The 15,567-nt window shown below is 64.4% G+C and carries 11 protein-coding genes; 2 read left to right on the top strand and 9 right to left on the bottom strand.

Features of this window, described 5'->3' with window-relative positions:
• Positions 1-160: 160 nt before the first annotated feature.
• From QZY48_RS19975 to QZY48_RS19950, 7 genes are all read right to left on the bottom strand, one after another.
• On the bottom strand, positions 161-1,540 hold the full coding sequence (locus tag QZY48_RS19975; protein WP_295434464.1) for a V-type ATP synthase subunit B: 1,380 nt from the start codon (positions 1,538-1,540) through the stop codon (positions 161-163).
• Positions 1,541-1,665: 125 nt separating this feature from the next.
• Complete coding sequence (locus QZY48_RS34920; RefSeq protein WP_366929738.1) at positions 1,666-2,349, bottom strand: EAL domain-containing protein; 684 nt, start codon at positions 2,347-2,349, stop codon at positions 1,666-1,668.
• On the bottom strand, positions 2,328-3,851 hold the full coding sequence (locus QZY48_RS19970; protein WP_366929737.1) for a sensor domain-containing diguanylate cyclase: 1,524 nt from the start codon (positions 3,849-3,851) through the stop codon (positions 2,328-2,330). Before QZY48_RS19970 ends, QZY48_RS34920 begins: the two co-directional genes overlap by 22 nt.
• A complete protein-coding gene (locus QZY48_RS19965; protein ID WP_295434463.1) occupies positions 3,852-4,190 on the bottom strand; it encodes a circadian clock KaiB family protein in 339 nt (112 codons plus the stop codon). It abuts the gene before it with no gap.
• Complete coding sequence (kaiB, locus tag QZY48_RS19960) at positions 4,180-4,533, bottom strand: circadian clock protein KaiB (protein ID WP_295434461.1); 354 nt, start codon at positions 4,531-4,533, stop codon at positions 4,180-4,182. Before kaiB ends, QZY48_RS19965 begins: the two co-directional genes overlap by 11 nt.
• Positions 4,530-6,242, bottom strand: a complete 1,713-nt coding sequence (gene kaiC, locus QZY48_RS19955) for a circadian clock protein KaiC (RefSeq protein ID WP_295434460.1) — start codon at positions 6,240-6,242, stop codon at positions 4,530-4,532. The genes kaiB and kaiC overlap by 4 nt, the downstream gene beginning before the upstream one ends.
• A 52-nt stretch (positions 6,243-6,294) precedes the next feature.
• A complete protein-coding gene (locus tag QZY48_RS19950) occupies positions 6,295-6,927 on the bottom strand; it encodes a Uma2 family endonuclease (protein ID WP_295434458.1) in 633 nt (210 codons plus the stop codon).
• Positions 6,928-7,251: 324 nt separating this feature from the next.
• Here QZY48_RS19950 and QZY48_RS19945 point away from each other — a divergent pair, with 324 nt between their 5' ends.
• Entirely contained in the window at positions 7,252-9,633 is a 2,382-nt protein-coding gene (locus QZY48_RS19945; RefSeq protein WP_295434456.1) for an SUMF1/EgtB/PvdO family nonheme iron enzyme, read from the top strand.
• A gap of 204 nt (positions 9,634-9,837) precedes the next feature.
• On the opposite strand, the gene QZY48_RS19940 is transcribed toward QZY48_RS19945, so the two are convergent.
• Entirely contained in the window at positions 9,838-10,794 is a 957-nt protein-coding gene (locus QZY48_RS19940) for a hypothetical protein (RefSeq protein ID WP_295434454.1), read from the bottom strand.
• Positions 10,795-10,796: 2 nt separating this feature from the next.
• Positions 10,797-11,936, bottom strand: coding sequence for an AAA family ATPase (locus QZY48_RS19935; protein ID WP_295434452.1), 1,140 nt, complete (start codon positions 11,934-11,936; stop codon positions 10,797-10,799).
• A 304-nt stretch (positions 11,937-12,240) separates the two neighbouring features.
• Here QZY48_RS19935 and QZY48_RS19930 point away from each other — a divergent pair, with 304 nt between their 5' ends.
• A complete protein-coding gene (locus QZY48_RS19930; protein WP_295434450.1) occupies positions 12,241-14,580 on the top strand; it encodes a formylglycine-generating enzyme family protein in 2,340 nt (779 codons plus the stop codon).
• Positions 14,581-15,567 lie beyond the last annotated feature (987 nt).

Here is a 15,567-nt window from a genome sequence, read left to right as displayed (position 1 = left end):
ATCGAGGTTATCGTGGCGCCCCGGATTCTCTCGTATCCCAAATTGCATCTCTTCTCCGATTACGACAACGACAACGACAACGACAACGATTGTGTTTGTGTTTAACTTGTTCGCGACTCGTTACTTACAAGACACCCGCGCGGGTCGGCACTTCAAGGTGTCAGTCGGTTCCCGTATAGTATTTCGCCAAATCGGTCTCATTCATCCGCGTGAGGCTGTCGCGCGGAAAGGCGCTCATCAGTTCCCAGGCGAGGTTGAGCGTCGCGTCGATGGAGCGGTCCTCGGCCTCGCCCTGGCCGACGAAGCGCTGGTCGAAGGCGTCGGCGAAGGCGAGGAAGCGGCGGTCGCGCTCGGAGAGTTCATCGGCGCCGATGATGGAGGCGAGGTTGCGGGTCTCCTGGGCGCGGGCATAGAGGGCGTAGATCTGGCCGGCGACCCGCGGGTGGTCCTCGCGGGTGTCGTCCTTGCCGATGCCGTCCTTCATCAGGCGCGACAGGCTCGGTGAGATATGCACCGGGGGGTAGATGCCCTGGTTGTGCAATTCACGCGAGAGTACGATCTGGCCCTCGGTGATATAGCCGGTCAGGTCCGGGATGGGGTGGGTGATGTCATCCGATGGCATCGAGACCACCGGCATCATGGTGATGGAGCCGTGGCGCTCGTGGATGCGCCCGCAGCGCTCATAGATCTCGGCGAGATCGGAATAGAGATAGCCGGGATAGCCCTTGCGTGCCGGTACGTCACCCTTGGCGGTGGCGACCTCGCGCAGGGCCTCGGCGTAATAGGTCATGTCGGTCATCACCACCAGGACGTGACGGTCCAGGTCATAGGCCAGGTATTCGGCGGCGGTGAGTGCGGTGCGCGGCAGGGTCAGGCGCTCCACCGGCGGGTCGTCCGCCAGGTTGATGAACATGACGACGTTGCGCAGCACGCCGGAGCCGGCGAACTCCTCCCGGAAGAAGCGGGCGTCGGCATAGGACACGCCCATGGCGGCGAAGACGATGGAGAAGCTGGTGTCCTCGTCCTTCAGCTTCGCCTGACGCACGATCTGGGCGGCGAGCCGGTTGTGGGGCAGCCCGGAGCCGGAGAAGATCGGCAGCTTCTGGCCGCGCACCAGGCTGTTGAGACCGTCGATGGTGGAGATGCCGGTCTGGATGAATTCGCGTGGGTAGGTACGGGCGGCGGGGTTGATGGCGGAGCCGCTCACCGGCCGACGCAGGTTGGCAAGGATCGGCGGGCGGCCGTCCCGGGGCTCTCCCAGGCCGTTGAACTCGCGGCCCAAGAGTTCCGGCGACAGTGCGATCTCCACCGGTTCGTCCAGGAAGCGCACCCAGGTATGGTCCAGATCCAGGTCGTCGGTGCCCTCGAAGACCAGGATCAGCACCTCGCTGTCGGCGCTGCGGATCACCTGCCCGTTGCGCACCCCGCCCGCGTGGTCCTCGATCCGCACCCGGTCGCCGAAGGCGATACCCGGGGCGTCCCTGACCACCAGCAGCCCGCCGCGGGCCTGTGTTGCCGTCCGGTATTCTTTGATGCTCATGCTGCCTCAACCCCTTGGGATTCAATCTCACCGCCGCGCTGTCCCCCGGGGGTGCCGAGCCGGCGCGCCCCGACTGACTAGGATACGCCGTGCTCCGGACTTGCGCAGGATGGCGATCGCCTGATTCAGCAGCATTGCCACAACCCCTCCACCGGCCCCGGCCGCCCGAACAGATAGCCCTGGAAGGCGCGGCAGCCGCTCTCGAACAGGAAGGCCCGCTGCCCCTCGGTCTCCACCCCCTCGGCGATGACGGCGAGCCCCAGACTCTGGGCCAAGGCCACGATGGTGCGGGCGATCGCTGCATCGTTGGGGTCTGTCAGCACGTCGCGGACGAACGACTGATCGATCTTCAACTGATCCAGGGGCAGGCGCTTCAGGTAGCTCAAGGAGGAATAGCCGGTGCCGAAGTCATCGAGTGAAAAGCCCACCCCCAGGGCCTTGAGCGCCGTCATCTTGGCGATGGTGTCGCCGATGTCCTCCAGCAGCAGGCTCTCGGTGAGTTCCAGTTTGAGCCGGTGTGGGTCGGCACCGGACATCTCAAGCACGGCCCCGACCTCCGCCACGAAGCGGGGATGGCGGAACTCGCGGGCGCTGACATTGACCGCCAGGGTCAGGCGGGCGGTCTGCGGCCGTTGCGCCCAGAGCGCCAGTTGGGAACAGGCCGTTTCCAACACCCAGCGACCCAGCGGCAGGATCAGCCCGGTCTCCTCGGCCAGCGGGATGAATCGCGCGGGCGCGACCAGTCCCCGTCGGGGATGCAGCCAGCGCACCAAGGCCTCGGCCCCGGTCAGGCGGCCCTCACTGTCCACCTGCGCCTGGTACCAGAGCAGAAACTGCCCCCCCGCAGTGCTTCGCGCAGTTCCGACTCCAGGGCGGTGCGGGCCTCCAGGGCGGCCTGCATGTCCGGATCGAAGAAACGCAGCGTATTGCGGCCCGCCGCCTTCGCCTGATACATGGCGAGATCCGCCCGTTTCAGCAGTTCGTCCACGGTCGTCGGGTGTTCGCTGATCAGGGCGGCACCAATGCTCGGGGTGCTGTGGCAGTGGTGACCGGCGAGGTCGAACGGCTGGGTCAGTGCGGCCAGGACCTTGGCCCCCACGACCTGTACCCGGGCGGCGGCCTCCTGTGGCTGGGTGCCCAGGTCCTCCAGCATCACCACGAACTCGTCGCCGCCCAGGCGGGCGACCGTGTCGCGCGTGCGCACCGTATCGATCAGGCGTTGAGCGACCCGTTGGAGCAGCAGGTCGCCGATGTCGTGTCCCAGGGTGTCGTTCAGCGTCTTGAAATTGTCCAGGTCGATGAAGAGCAGCGCCCCCTGCCGCCGGGTGCGGGTACAGGTCGCGACCGCCTGATGGAGCCGGTCGAGCAGGAGGCGCCGATTGGGCAGCCGGGTCAGCGGGTCATAGAAGGCGAGTTGCTCGATCTGTTCCTCCGCCGCCTTGCGTTGGGTGATGTCGGTCAGGATGACGACACTGCCCAGGCGCTCCCCCTGCGAACCCACCAGCGGGCCGACGCTCACCAGCAGGTAGAATACCGCCCCCTGACGCTCCAGCCTGGTCTCGATGCGGCGCCGGTGGCCGGTGTTGCGGAAGCGGGCGAGCGAGAAGGGCGCGCCATTGGCCTCCTGCAATGGAAAGACGCGCTCGAACGGCTGCTCGAGCGGGTTTTCCCCGCAGAGGGTATGGGCTACCTCGCTGGCGCGGATGATCCGGGCGTCGTTGTCGCACACCACGATCGCCTCGGCGGTTTGATCCAGGATCAGGCGCGCCAATTCCTCCGCGGCGACAATGGCCTCACTGCGCTTCTGTTCGGTCAGGTCGGTGGCCACCAGGCAAAAAGACCCTACTACCTCGCCGAGTTGCAGCGAGCTGACCGACAAATAGCAAGGCACGCCGGTCCCGTCATCGGCGCGCAGGGTAAGCTCCATGCGATGATGTGTCTGCGGGCTCGTGCGGTTCATCAGGGCGCGGAACAGTGCCTGGTCAGCCGCGGTGACCCAGCGCTCGAAGCCGGCCCCGATCACCTGTTGCAGCGGGACCTTCAGCATCTGCGCCAGGCGCCGATTGGCATAGAAGATGACCCCCTGCGCCGTCAGGATGAGCGCCCCTTCGCTCATCTCCTCGACCAGTACCCGGTAGGCATAGTCGGCGCCGCGCAGGGTGAAGACCTGATCGCCCCCCAGCCCCGCGACCACCAGCGCGTCCACCTCGCCGTTGCGGATGGCGCGCAGCGTCTCCTCCGCCTCGGCCAGACGGGCGCGCAGGTCCCGGTTCTCGGCGGCCAGTGTATCATCGCGATCGGATGGGTCCACTTAGTCCCTCCGGCGCAGGTTCAGCCCGACCAGGACCCGCTCGCTGTTCGACAGGTCGCCGATGATCCGCCGCAAGGGGAGCGGGAGTTCTTTGATGAGGGTCGGTGCGGCGATGACCTGCTCGTGCGTCGCGAGTTCCGGTTGCTGGTAGATGTCGATCACTTCGAGCTGGTAGCGCCCCTGCAGGTGCTCCTCGCAGATCCGCTTGAGGTTGGCGATGGCACGGACCGAGTTCGGGGTCACGCCGGTCACATAGAGCCGCAGGAGATAGGACTCATCCGGCGAACCGGTGCCGCCCGCCACCGCCGGGGGCCAATCGGGCACACTTTCAGTTGACATCGGTCGCACTCCTTGCGGATGCACGCGGCAACAGGTCCAGCCCGATCAGGACCCGCTCCGTATTGGACAGGTCGCCGATGATCTTGCGCACCGGCTCGGGGAGTCTGCGCACCAGGGTCGGGATCGCCAGGATCTGGTCGCCGCGCGCCAGTTGGGGGTGTTCCAGCAGGTCGATCACCTCGATTTGGTAGCGCCCTTGCAGGTGCTCCTCACAGATGCGCTTGAGGTTGCCGAAGGCGGTGATGGACTTCGGGGTCTGCCCGGCCACATAGAGCCGCAGGGTCCAGATGTCGGGTGGGTCCTGGTCGGTTTCGGTCTGGGTCCCGGTCGGTGGCGTGTTCATGACTGCCCCCCGTCGGTACCCGGCGCGTCGGCCTTGCGGCTCGCCGCCATGTCCGCCCGCTCCTGATCCAACTGCGCCTCGCGCGCCTGGTGGCGTTCGACCGCGGCCAGGGTATCGGCCTCCTGGATCGCGAACTCATTGCGCAAGGAGGCGATCTGTGCCTCCAGGGTCGCGCGCCGGTGTTCCAGTTCACGTTGGCCGTGCGCGATCTCGTGCCGACGGGCCAACTGTGCGGCGGCGTCCTGCGCCTCCTGCGTCAACCGCGCCGAGCCGGTCAGCACCCCGCCCGGACCCACATAGACATCGCGCAACTCCACCCCCTGCGCGGTCAGCAGGAACTCGCGGGTCTGGTTCGAGTGCGCCATACCGCGCGACTTGAGTATGCTGAATGCGCGATTGCGTTCACCGCCCGACTCGATGGCCAGGAGCACGAGCCAGGAGTCGATCAGGGAGGAGATGGCGGCATCGGTGTGCTCCAGCGCGCTGCCGCCCGCGGTGAGCTTGGTGAAGAATCCGGTGATCTGGCTCATTTTGAGGAAATCCAGCAGGCGCAGCAACATCGCCTTGACCTCGATCTCATTGCCGGCGCTGATGAAACTGTTCAAGGGGTCGATGATCACGATGTGCGGCCGGAACTCGAGGATCGCCTTGTGCATGGTGGTCAGGTGAAGCTCCAGGCCCGCGACCGTGGGGCGGGCGGCCAGGAACCGGAGCAGACCTTTAGCGACCCAGGGCGCCAGGTCGATCCCCACCGAGCCGAGATTGCGCACGATCTGGCTGGGGGACTCCTCGAATGCAAAAAAGAGCACGCGTTCACCCCGGCCGCAGGCCGCGGCGGCAAAATGACCGGCGAGACTGGTCTTGCCCGTCCCGGCGGTCCCCGAGACCAGGATGCTGCTGCCGCGGTAGAAGCCGGCACCCGCCAGCATGGCGTCGAGCCGGGGGATGCCGGACGAGACCCGCTCGGTGGAGGCGCTATGCCCCAAGCCAAGCGAGGTGATCGGCAGTACCGCAATGCCGTCGGAGTCGATGACGAAGGGGTATTCGTTGGTGCCATGGGTCGAGCCGCGGTACTTGACCACGCGCAGGCGCCGGGTGCTGATCAGGTCCTTCACGCGGTGGTCGAGTACGATGACACAGTCCGAAACGTATTCTTCCAGGCCCTGGCGGGTCAGCGAACCCGCGCCGCGCTCCCCGGTGATGATGGCAGTCACGCCGCGGTCTTTCAGCCAGCGGAAGAGTCGGCGCAGTTCGGCGCGCAGGATGAGCGGATTGGGCAGCCCGGCGAACAGGGTTTCGACCGTATCCAGCACCACGCGCCGCGCACCGATCGAATCGATCGCGTACCCGAGCCGCACGAACAGGCCCTCCAGATCGAATTCACCGGTCTCCTCGATCTCGCTGCGCTCGATGTAGACATAGTCCACAACCAGGCGGCCCGCGGCGATCAGCGCGTCCAGGTCGAACCCCAGCGAGGCGACGTTCTGCGCCAGTTCGGCGCCGGTCTCCTCAAAGGCCATGAAGACGCCCGGCTCGTTGAACCGGGTCGCGCCGCGCACCAGGAACTCCATGGCCAGCAGTGTCTTGCCGCAACCGGCGTCGCCGCAGACCAGCGTCGGCCGGCCGGTGGGAAGGCCGCCGCCGGTGATTTCATCGAGGCCCTGGATGCCGGTCGGCGACTTGGGCAGTAGTGGTTTCTCTGGGTTCATGTCCTCGTCTCCAAAGGAATCCAGGGGATCGGGACCAAGGCCGTGTGGCAATTCAGTCGGGGGACCACTGGGAGTGGGTCGGGCGCAGCTCACCCGGCGTTGCGGTGCCGGCGGCAAAATCAATCTTATCGTAAACCTCGGCGAGGGGAAGTGCAGCGTCCACGGCGAGTAGCGGTATCTCGTCGCCTGGGTCGGTGTAGGTTGACAGCAACCAGTCGCCGCCGGGTTGGCGCAGAAAGAGTTCGGCGCTGACCCGCTGCTGGGACAGCAGCAGATAGGCGCGCAGGCTCGGGAGCGTGCGGTAGTAGAGGAATTTGTCGCCGCGGTCGTAGGCCTCGGTGCTGTCGGAGAGGACCTCGACGATGAGCGTCGGGTTGGTGATGACATCCCGGTACTGGTCCCAGAACAGCCGCTCCCCGCAGACCGCCGTGACGTCCGGGTAGGCGCCCAGGTTGGCGGACTCGATCCGGACCTTCATGTCGCTGGTGTACACATAACAGGGGCGGCCCTTGAAGCGATTGTGCAGTTCCCCGAAGACGTTACCGGCAATCAGATTATGGGCCTCGGTGCCGCCCGCCATGGCGAACACCGCGCCGTCCAGATACTCGGTGCGGCCCTGATCCGCGGCGCGCTCGGCGGCCAGCCAGTCGGCGAACTGGAGGTGGGGCTTTGGCTTCAGGGACATGGCAGGTTCCTGGTGGGAGCGGTACGGCAATTATAGGGCCTGGCCGTGCGGCCGGCTTGGCTGGTCGGTGTCGTCATCGTGCCGACGGCAAGGCAGATCGCGGGTGCGCCGCGCTGATCGACGAAACCGGCTCCGTCGTAGGGTGGATAAGGCGCGCCGCAGGGTGCTGCGGACCCGGCACCTTGGTCGCGCGCGCCGCATCCACCGTGCGTCGCGCGGCGCCACCCAAGATTGGAGTTGCTGACACGCTGTTGCCGATCGTCCTGCGCAACGCCGCCCGGACTATAATCGCTGATCCGGATCAGCCAAGGGATCAACCCCGCCATGGACCCCTCCTACATCGCCCTGCTCGCCTTCAACACGGTTTCCGGTCACTTTGCCCGCCACTCACAGCAGCGGACCACGACCCAGGAAGGCGACCAACAACGCGCCTTCCAGCAGCGGCAGTTCGAGGCCCAGCGCGAGGAACAGCGCCAACAGGCCAAGGAGCGGCGGGAACAGGAATGGGCCCTGGCGACCCGACAGCGCCAGACCGCCTTGGAGCTACAGGAGAACCAGAAGGTCCTGGACCACTGGCCGCTGCGCCTCTTCCCCTCCCAAATCCTGCAATCGCACCGCTGCGACGGGCCGACCCCACTGCGGGTCTTCCTCTCGCTCCCCGCCAACGGGCCGCGCGACCTGGAAGGGCCGGTGCGCCAAGCGCTCCAGCAATTCCTCTCCACCCACTACAACTTCAATCTCGGGGTGCGCCCGATCGAACTCCTGGACGGGGCCTGGAAGGACGGCCAGTTCCAGGGTGCGGCCAGCATCAAGGCCCTGCACGAGCGGTTGCGCTCCGAGCCGACCCTGGTGCTGGAGACCCAGATGCCGGAGGGCGACGACCACCTTTATGTCAATCTGGCCTACTGGGGTCCCGCCCAGGATCAGTACCTCTATCAGACCTTGGAAAAGATCGCCTATCGCCCCTTGGTGGACGCGTCCGTCCGCACCGCGGCGCAGCAATGGCGGCAGGCGCGCGAACGCCTGGTCGAGCAGGGTGTCGCCAAGGACTGCCTGGACGCCGACCAGCGCTTCGGCGGTGTCCGCGCCGCCAACCTCAAACGGCTGGAGCAGGAGGAGGCCCTGAGCGCCGCCGGGATTGGGCTCGACCAAGTGGACCTGCCGCCCTTCCAACTCGTCAAGGAGGATTGGCGCGCCATCCACCAATTCCTGATCACCTGGCATTGTCTGATCATGGGCTGGATCGGCGACCTTTACCACTTTTCCTATTGGGAGACCCCGCCGCTCCTGCCCAAGCTGTTGCCTGATCTGCTTCACCCTGATTTCCCGCCGGAAGTGGCGCACGCCTTCATCGACCACTATTGCCGGAGCTACCGGGCGGTGGCCGCGGAGCGGCCGGCCTGGGCGCCGGAGCTTGCGCTGCAATTGGCTGCTCCGCTCGCCGCATTGGCCGATCCCGGATGGGCTATCGGACAGGTCGGGCAGGCGATTCAAGACTGGCTGGGCTTGCGAGGGCTTCCGACCGTTGCGGGGACTGGTGTCGGGGTGATCGATGGCTTCTGCGCTCAGGTCGGCGCGGCCGATGGCCCGGTGGGTCCGGCACTCCTTGTGGACCCGGGGTTCCTCGCCGGGTTGTGCGATGCGATCGGCCATCTGAACCGGTCCGACCTGATGGCACGGTTGGGGGGCGCGGCGAGCGCGGCGGCGGCGCGCCAGGAGCGGGAGCAGATGGAGCGGGAGCGCCAGGAACGGCAGCGACTGGAAAGGGCGCAACAGGAACGGGAGCGGTTGGAGCGGGAGCGACAGAAGCGGGAACACCAGCAGCGGTTGGAGCGGGAGAACCAGCGGGCCCGGGCTGATCGTTGGGCGGCAACGGCGCCGCAGGACATCCACGGCTGGTCCACCGAGCGCGTTCAGGGGTTACAGCAGTCGGTGGCTGAATCGCTGGGGTTGGGGCCGGCCTTTCGCGACCCGCTCAAGAACGGCAGCGAAGGGCCGGAGATGGTCTTGATTCCACCCGGGTCCTTCCTCATGGGTGCCCCAGCGAGCGACGGCCAAGCCTCTGCCAGCGAGAAGCCCCAGCACCGGGTAAGCATCGCCCGGCCATTCGCCATCGGACGCTACGTGGTGACCTTCGACGAGTACGACCGCTTCTGTGCCGCCACTGGCTGCGCAAAGCCGAGCGACAAAGGTTGGGGTCGCGGTCGCCGCCCGGTCATCAACGTCTCCTGGAACGACTCCGTAGCTTATTGCGTCTGGCTCTCGGAGCAGACCGGTCGACAGTACCGTCTGCCGACCGAAGCGGAGTGGGAATATGCCGCCCGTGCCGGAACCGCGACCCGCTGGTCATTCGGCGACGATGAGAGCGCGCTGGGGGACTACGCCTGGTTTAGGGGAAACACTTGCGTTCCCATCCTTATCGCCGGCAAGACCCATCAGGTGGGAGAGAAGCGACCCAATCCCTGGGGGCTCTATGACATACACGGAAACGTCTGGGACTGGGTGCAGGACAGTTACCATAGCAACTATGCGGGCGCCCCGGCCGATGGCGTGGAGTGGAGCGAATCTTGCACTACCGCTCGCCGGGTGTTGCGCGGCGGTTCCTGGGGCAACAGCGCGGGCGGCACGCGCGTGTCGGACCGCAACTGGCTCGTTCCCGACTACCGCAGCGGGGGGTTCGGTCTGCGGCTGGCCCAGGACCTTTGACCTTTACACGTTGCGACTCTTAACCTTCCCGTTTTCTCCCGCTCTGCCCTTGCTGTCCAGGGGGAAGCGGCGACCGTGACAGGCTGGCGGTTGTTGCCGAAGTCGGAGTTTCTCGTTCCGATTATTTTTCCTCGAGTATGCAAGACGGAAAACGCAGCATTCTGTTTTGCAGTCACGGGAATGCGAATACCGCACTCTATCGTTTCAAACATTGCGCAGAAGCCGATTCCGCGGAGCGGTGCTGAGATCCGTCTCCGGTGCGCAATCTCCCGCGTGGCTCGGGTTAATGCCCAAGAAAAATTCGATATCATTGACCATGGACCGGACAAAGCAGCAGTGATTGGCCTGGGTCACTAGGCTATCCCACGCGATTCGCTTCAGCGCATCGGCACCTCCTTTGGTCTCGAAATAGGCGCTGCACTTCGTTTCGGCACTATCCATACACAGCCAGGCGAGATACGCCTTCGGGTGTTGCGAGCGCCGGGCTCCCCATCTCACCCAGATAGGGAGGAGCTTTTGCTTTTCCTTCCGCTGTTTCGGAGTATCTTCGGGTAATGAATTCCATGTCGTGCATTCCGCACCCGAATCGGCCGTGAACGCCGCATCATCGCTGCAAAAGCACTCCGGATCGTTCGGGGTCTTCAGTCTCGGTATCCGCGATGCGGGTACGCCGGCATTGGTTGGCCCGGCCGGGTCAGCGAACAGCCAGGCTTCAATCATCGGCTTAGCCAGATGAAACGACACCCGCTCGCGCAGGGCCTGGGCATGGCGCTCTGTATTCCCGCTGCCGGTTGCGATCCGATCCAAATATCGCCGAGCAGCCTCGCGAATGATGCCAACCACCGCGGCGGGCTGGTGGATATTGTAGAGTTCAAGGTCGTCGATGATCAGGACCAGGTCGGCGGGTTTGGATCGCCCGTCTCCGATTGCCTCGGCCACCGCACGCTCGATCAGCTTGTCTGCGGCGTCGCAAGGCCGACCGGCGAGGCGGGATACGTCACAGGAGGTGAACGACGGCACCGGAAAGTCGATTGCAGCATTCGACTCAACTTCCTTACGTCTCGGCAGGCTGTAGAAGTCCTGGTCTACGAACAGCCGACCCAAGGCGTCCGGGAGGGCCAGCCATTCCATGCAGCCGGTCGGTAGGATCGCGATGCGCACGCTCACGCGTCTCCTGCGTGTAGAATCGACGGTGCGGCGAACTCCAGCCGGTCATAGAGGTCGCCCAACATAAAGGCCGACAGCCAATCCTCGTCGTGCAGATCGGTCAGTGCGACCGGCATTTGCGCTGCGCCCGGCTCAAAGACGTAGAACTGGTCCGGCTCACGTCGAAAGGCGTTCATGACCACCGGTGAGTGTGAGGTAATAATGATCGTCAAGTCCTGCTGTTCGGCGCGTTCGCGCATCGCGCCCAGGATCATACGGATCGCGTGCGGGTGCAGTTGGTTCTCGATCTCGTCGAATGCAATGAGCGCACCCCGCTGCGCGCCGGCGACCGCGGTTAGTTGGAGCAATCCGGTCAGTAGGCCATCGGCTGCGCGGGCCGGTGGCAGCCCATCCGCCGGGTCGGTGGAGTCCGGTGGGAAGAGATAGGGTATTCCTCGGTCGAACTCGATGCTACCGATCAGGCCAGGAAACGCCTTGCGGGCTTGTTTCATTACCCATTCGTATTGTCCGCCGTACATCATTGGCGCGCTTTTCCAGCTATTCAATACCGACCATAAATTGCTGCCGGTTCCATGCAGAAATTGTATCGGGTGGTCCCGGTTGTCCGGATGCTGAACCTTATTAAGAGAAAACGACTTGTAGACGCGAGTGCCCTTCAAGGCAGACGCCAATGGTTGCATCCATTTCGACTCCGGCTCGTGACGATCCCAATACAGAGCGGCACCGCAGCGTTGCCCTTCGCGTGGAATGCGCGTCTGGCCGAGAAGCCAATGGTCGGCGAACATTTCGGCATGCAGGACGGTCTCGTCGCCGCGCAGCAGGGTCTCGCCATAAGTGCCCGTAAAGCCGGAAGCGGACAGCGGTAAACGCAATTGCCAGCGGATCTCGCCGATTGCGAACTCCAGTTCGACCGGCTCGCCTTCCGCCAGACCACGGGTTCGGATATGGCCGCCGTCGATACTGAGGAAGGCATTCTCCTGCCCTCGCTCGAAGAAATTACGCAGGAAGCGCAGCAGATCCAGCGTCGTCGTCTTGCCCGAGCCATTGGCGCCAACGAGGAGGCAGAGCCCGTCCGGGGACCAGTTCAGATTCTCAAGGACTCGGAATCTGTTCGCGCTGAGTGTCACTTGGCTCATGAGTCGGCTTCCGGATTCGGCAGGAATTCCTGGGTTTCCCCCGGAATTTTATCAGGTTCGTGTGGCCACGGGTGCGCGCGGCGCACCCTGGGCGATCAGGGCCGCCCGTCGCGGTTGGCTGGAAGCCCGCATTGTCCCTGACGTGATGGTCGAGCACGACACATTTTGCAACCGACTGTTGTAAAACGGCTAGCGGCAGACATCGACGCGAGCGTCCCGGCGCCGTCGGTGTTGCGGATCGTCCTCTGCAACGCCGCTCGGACTATAATTGCCAACCCGAATCAGCCAAGGGACCAACTCTGTCATGGACCCCTCCTACATCGCCCTGCTCGCCTTCAACACGGTTTCCGGTCACTTTGCCCGCCACTCGCAGCAGCGGACCACGACCCAGGAAGGCGGCCAGCAACGTGCCTTCCAGCAGGCGCAGTTCGAGGCCCAGCGCGAGGAGCAACGCCGGCAGGCCAAGGAGCGGCGGGAACAGGAATGGGCCCTGGCGACCCGACAGCGCCAGACTGCCCTGGAACTACAGGAGAACCAGAAGGTCCTGGACCACTGGCCGCTGCGCCTCTTTCCCTCCCAGATCCTGCAATCGCACCGCTGCAACGGACCGACCCCGCTGCGGGTCTTCCTCTCGCTCCCCGCCAACGGGCCGCGCGACCTGGAAGGGCCGGTGCGCCAGGCGCTCCAGCAATTCCTCTCCGCCCACTACAACTTCAACCTCGGGGTGCGCCCCATCGAACTCCTCGACGGGGCTTGGAAAGACGGCCAGTTCCAGGGTGCGGCCAGCATCAAGGCACTGCACGAGCGGTTGCGCTCCGAGCCGACCCTGGTGCTGGAGACCCAGATGCCGGAGGGCGACGACTACCTCTATGTCAATCTGGCCTACTGGGGGCCCGCCCAGGATCAGTACCTCTATCAGACCTTGGAGAAGATCGCCTATCGCCCCCTGGTGGAGGCGTCCGCCCGCGCCGCGGCCCAGCAATGGCGGCAGGCGCGCGAACGCCTGGTCGAGCAGGGTGTCGCCAAGGACGGCCTGGATGCCGACCAGCGCTTCGGCGGCGTCCGCGCCGCCAACCTCAAACGGCTGGAGCAGGAGGAGGCACTGAGTGCCGCCGGTATCGGGCTCGATCAGGTGGACCTGCCGCCCTTCCAACTGGTCAGGGAGGATTGGCGCGCCGTCCACCAGTTCCTGACCACCTGGCACTGCCTGGTCATGGGCTGGATCGGCGACCTCTACCACTTCTCCTATTGGGAGACGGCGCCGCTGCTGCCGAAGCTGCTGCCTGATCTGCTGCACCCTGATTTCCCGCCGGAGGTGGCCCACGCGTTCATCGACCACTATTGCCGCAGCTACCGGGCGGTGGCCGCGGAGCGGCCGGCTTGGGCGCCGGAACTTGCATTGCAATTGGCGGTACCGCTCGCTGCATTGCCTGACCCCGCATGGGCTATCAGGCAAGTTGCGCAGGCGATTCAAGACTGGCTGGACTTGCGAGGTCTTACGTCCGTTGCCGGGACTGGTGTCGGGGTGATCGATGGCTTCTGCGAGCAGGTCGGTTCGGCCGATGGTCCGGTCGGTCCGGCACTCCTTTCGGACCCGGGGTTCCTCGCCGGGTTGTGCGATGCGATCGGCCATCTGAACCTGTCCGACCTGATGGCAAGGTTGGGGGGCGCGGCGAGCGCGGCGGCGAAGTGCCAGGAGCGGGAGCAAATGGAGCGGGAGCGCCAGGAACGGGAGCGTTTGGAACTGGAGCGGCAGAAGCGGGAGCGCCAGCAGCGGTTGGAGCGGGAGAACCAGCGGGCCCAGGCTGATCGTTGGGCGGCAACGGCGCCGCAGGACATCCACGGCTGGTCCACCGAGCGCGTTCAGGGGCTACAGCAGTCGGTGGCTGAATTGCTGGGGTTGGGGCCGGTTTTTCGCGACCCGCTCAAGGACGGCAGCGAAGGGCCGGAGATGGTCTTGATTCCACCCGGGTCCTTCCTCATGGGTGCCTCGGAGAGCGACGACCAAGCATATGACAGCGAGAAGCCCCAGCACCGGGTAAGCATCGCCCGGCCATTCGCCATCGGACGCTACGCGGTTACCCTCGATGAGTACGACCGCTTCTGTGCCGCCACCGGCCGCGCAAAGCCGAGCGACAAAGGTTGGGGCCGTGGTCGACGACCGGTCATCAACGTCTCCTGGAATGACTCCGTAGTTTATTGCGCCTGGCTCTCGGAGCAGACCGGCCGACACTACCGTCTGCCGACCGAAGCGGAGTGGGAATATGCCGCCCGTGCCGGGACCGCGACCCGCTGGTCATTCGGCAGCGACGAGCATGCGCTTGCGGACCATGCCTGGTTTAATGACAACACGCGCTCATTCGCGAAGACCCACCCTGTGGGAGAGAAGCGCCCGAATCCCTGGGGGCTCTATGATATACACGGAAATGTCTGGGAGTGGGTGCAGGACAGTTACCATGGCAACTATGCGAGTGCCCCGGCCGATGGCGCGGAGTGGAGCGAATCTTGCGCTACCGCTGGCCGGGTGTTGCGCGGCGGTTCCTGGAGCAACATCGCGAGGAACACGCGCGTCTCGTACCGCGGCAGGAACGCTCCCGACTACCGCAGCGTTTGGCTCGGTCTGCGGCTGGCCCAGGACCTTTGACCTTTACACTTCGCGACTCTTTCCCTTTCCTGGTTCTCCTCGCACCGCTCCTGATGTTAAGGATGCGCAGTCGCAACCATGACCGGAGTGTGCTTCTCGCCGTGTGAAAGCGCCAGTTATTGGGGTTAGGTCGCCGTGCGGTGCCAATTGATGCAGCGTGGCGAATAGTAGATGGGAACGCAAGGTCTGGCCATCCTGCGAGACTTCAGCTAGGAATCCACACAGTTCGCGTCAGCCAATCGCATGCATTGTATATAAATACGATGATGGCGATCCATAAAACCCAGCGTACGAAATATTGGTGCGCCCAAAAAAGGAGGCGGTAGTTCTGCCCCCATGTCGCTCCTGTCCAAGCGGGGGAGTACCCCGTCCGCTCTTCTTCTTCCCGTAGTGACGCGACTCTCCAAGTAATTCCCGCCCTCAGCATATTGCAAGTAATCAGTGCTATCGCGAGGACACAGAATAGCCACCCCTTATCAACGCCAACAATCAGCTGCCAGGCAGGCATTGGATCGCATTGTTCAGCCAAGCATCGGGACAGACTGCTGATTGCCTCTGAGTCAAATCCGACTGCATTCGTCGGCTCACTCACTACTGCTTCAGCGTAAGTCTGCACCCGATTCACCCAAGCCCAGAACGCTACCTTCGCGAGGTAGGGCGAAAAGAACGCAACGAGAAAAAGCAAGTTAAAAGTCAATCGCGGACCGGAGTAATTTCGGCGCAGAATAGACCATGGATCTTGGGCATCAATGCCAAAACGCGCGCCTGTCACAATGGTCTCATCAAGGATCAGATGGCCCACAGATCGAAGGTCTGCATTTTCCAGATTCGCTGCGAGAAGCTTAGTTCTACTTTGTTAACTTGAATTCTGGCCGCTTTTCAACTAGCCTGGCTAGGCTATCTTGTAACGCCGCTCGATATCGCTACGCCGTTGATCATGCCTGACCGCCATTTGTGCAATACGCTTTTCAACCATAGCCTCATCCT

Source organism: uncultured Thiodictyon sp. (genome assembly GCF_903828115.1).
GTDB lineage: Bacteria > Pseudomonadota > Gammaproteobacteria > Chromatiales > Chromatiaceae > Thiodictyon.
This window is presented reverse-complemented; position numbering and strand designations above follow the sequence as displayed.

Coding starts and splice junctions, on each gene's coding strand:
- QZY48_RS19965 (WP_295434463.1), bottom strand. CDS start 4,190: ATGTCAACTGAAAGTGTGCCCGATTGGCCCCCGGCGGTGGCGGGCGGC.
- QZY48_RS19950 (WP_295434458.1), bottom strand. CDS start 6,927: ATGTCCCTGAAGCCAAAGCCCCACCTCCAGTTCGCCGACTGGCTGGCC.
- QZY48_RS19975 (WP_295434464.1), bottom strand. CDS start 1,540: ATGAGCATCAAAGAATACCGGACGGCAACACAGGCCCGCGGCGGGCTG.
- kaiC (WP_295434460.1), bottom strand. CDS start 6,242: ATGAACCCAGAGAAACCACTACTGCCCAAGTCGCCGACCGGCATCCAG.
- QZY48_RS19945 (WP_295434456.1), top strand. CDS start 7,252: ATGGACCCCTCCTACATCGCCCTGCTCGCCTTCAACACGGTTTCCGGT.
- QZY48_RS19930 (WP_295434450.1), top strand. CDS start 12,241: ATGGACCCCTCCTACATCGCCCTGCTCGCCTTCAACACGGTTTCCGGT.
- QZY48_RS19935 (WP_295434452.1), bottom strand. CDS start 11,936: ATGAGCCAAGTGACACTCAGCGCGAACAGATTCCGAGTCCTTGAGAAT.
- kaiB (WP_295434461.1), bottom strand. CDS start 4,533: ATGAACACGCCACCGACCGGGACCCAGACCGAAACCGACCAGGACCCA.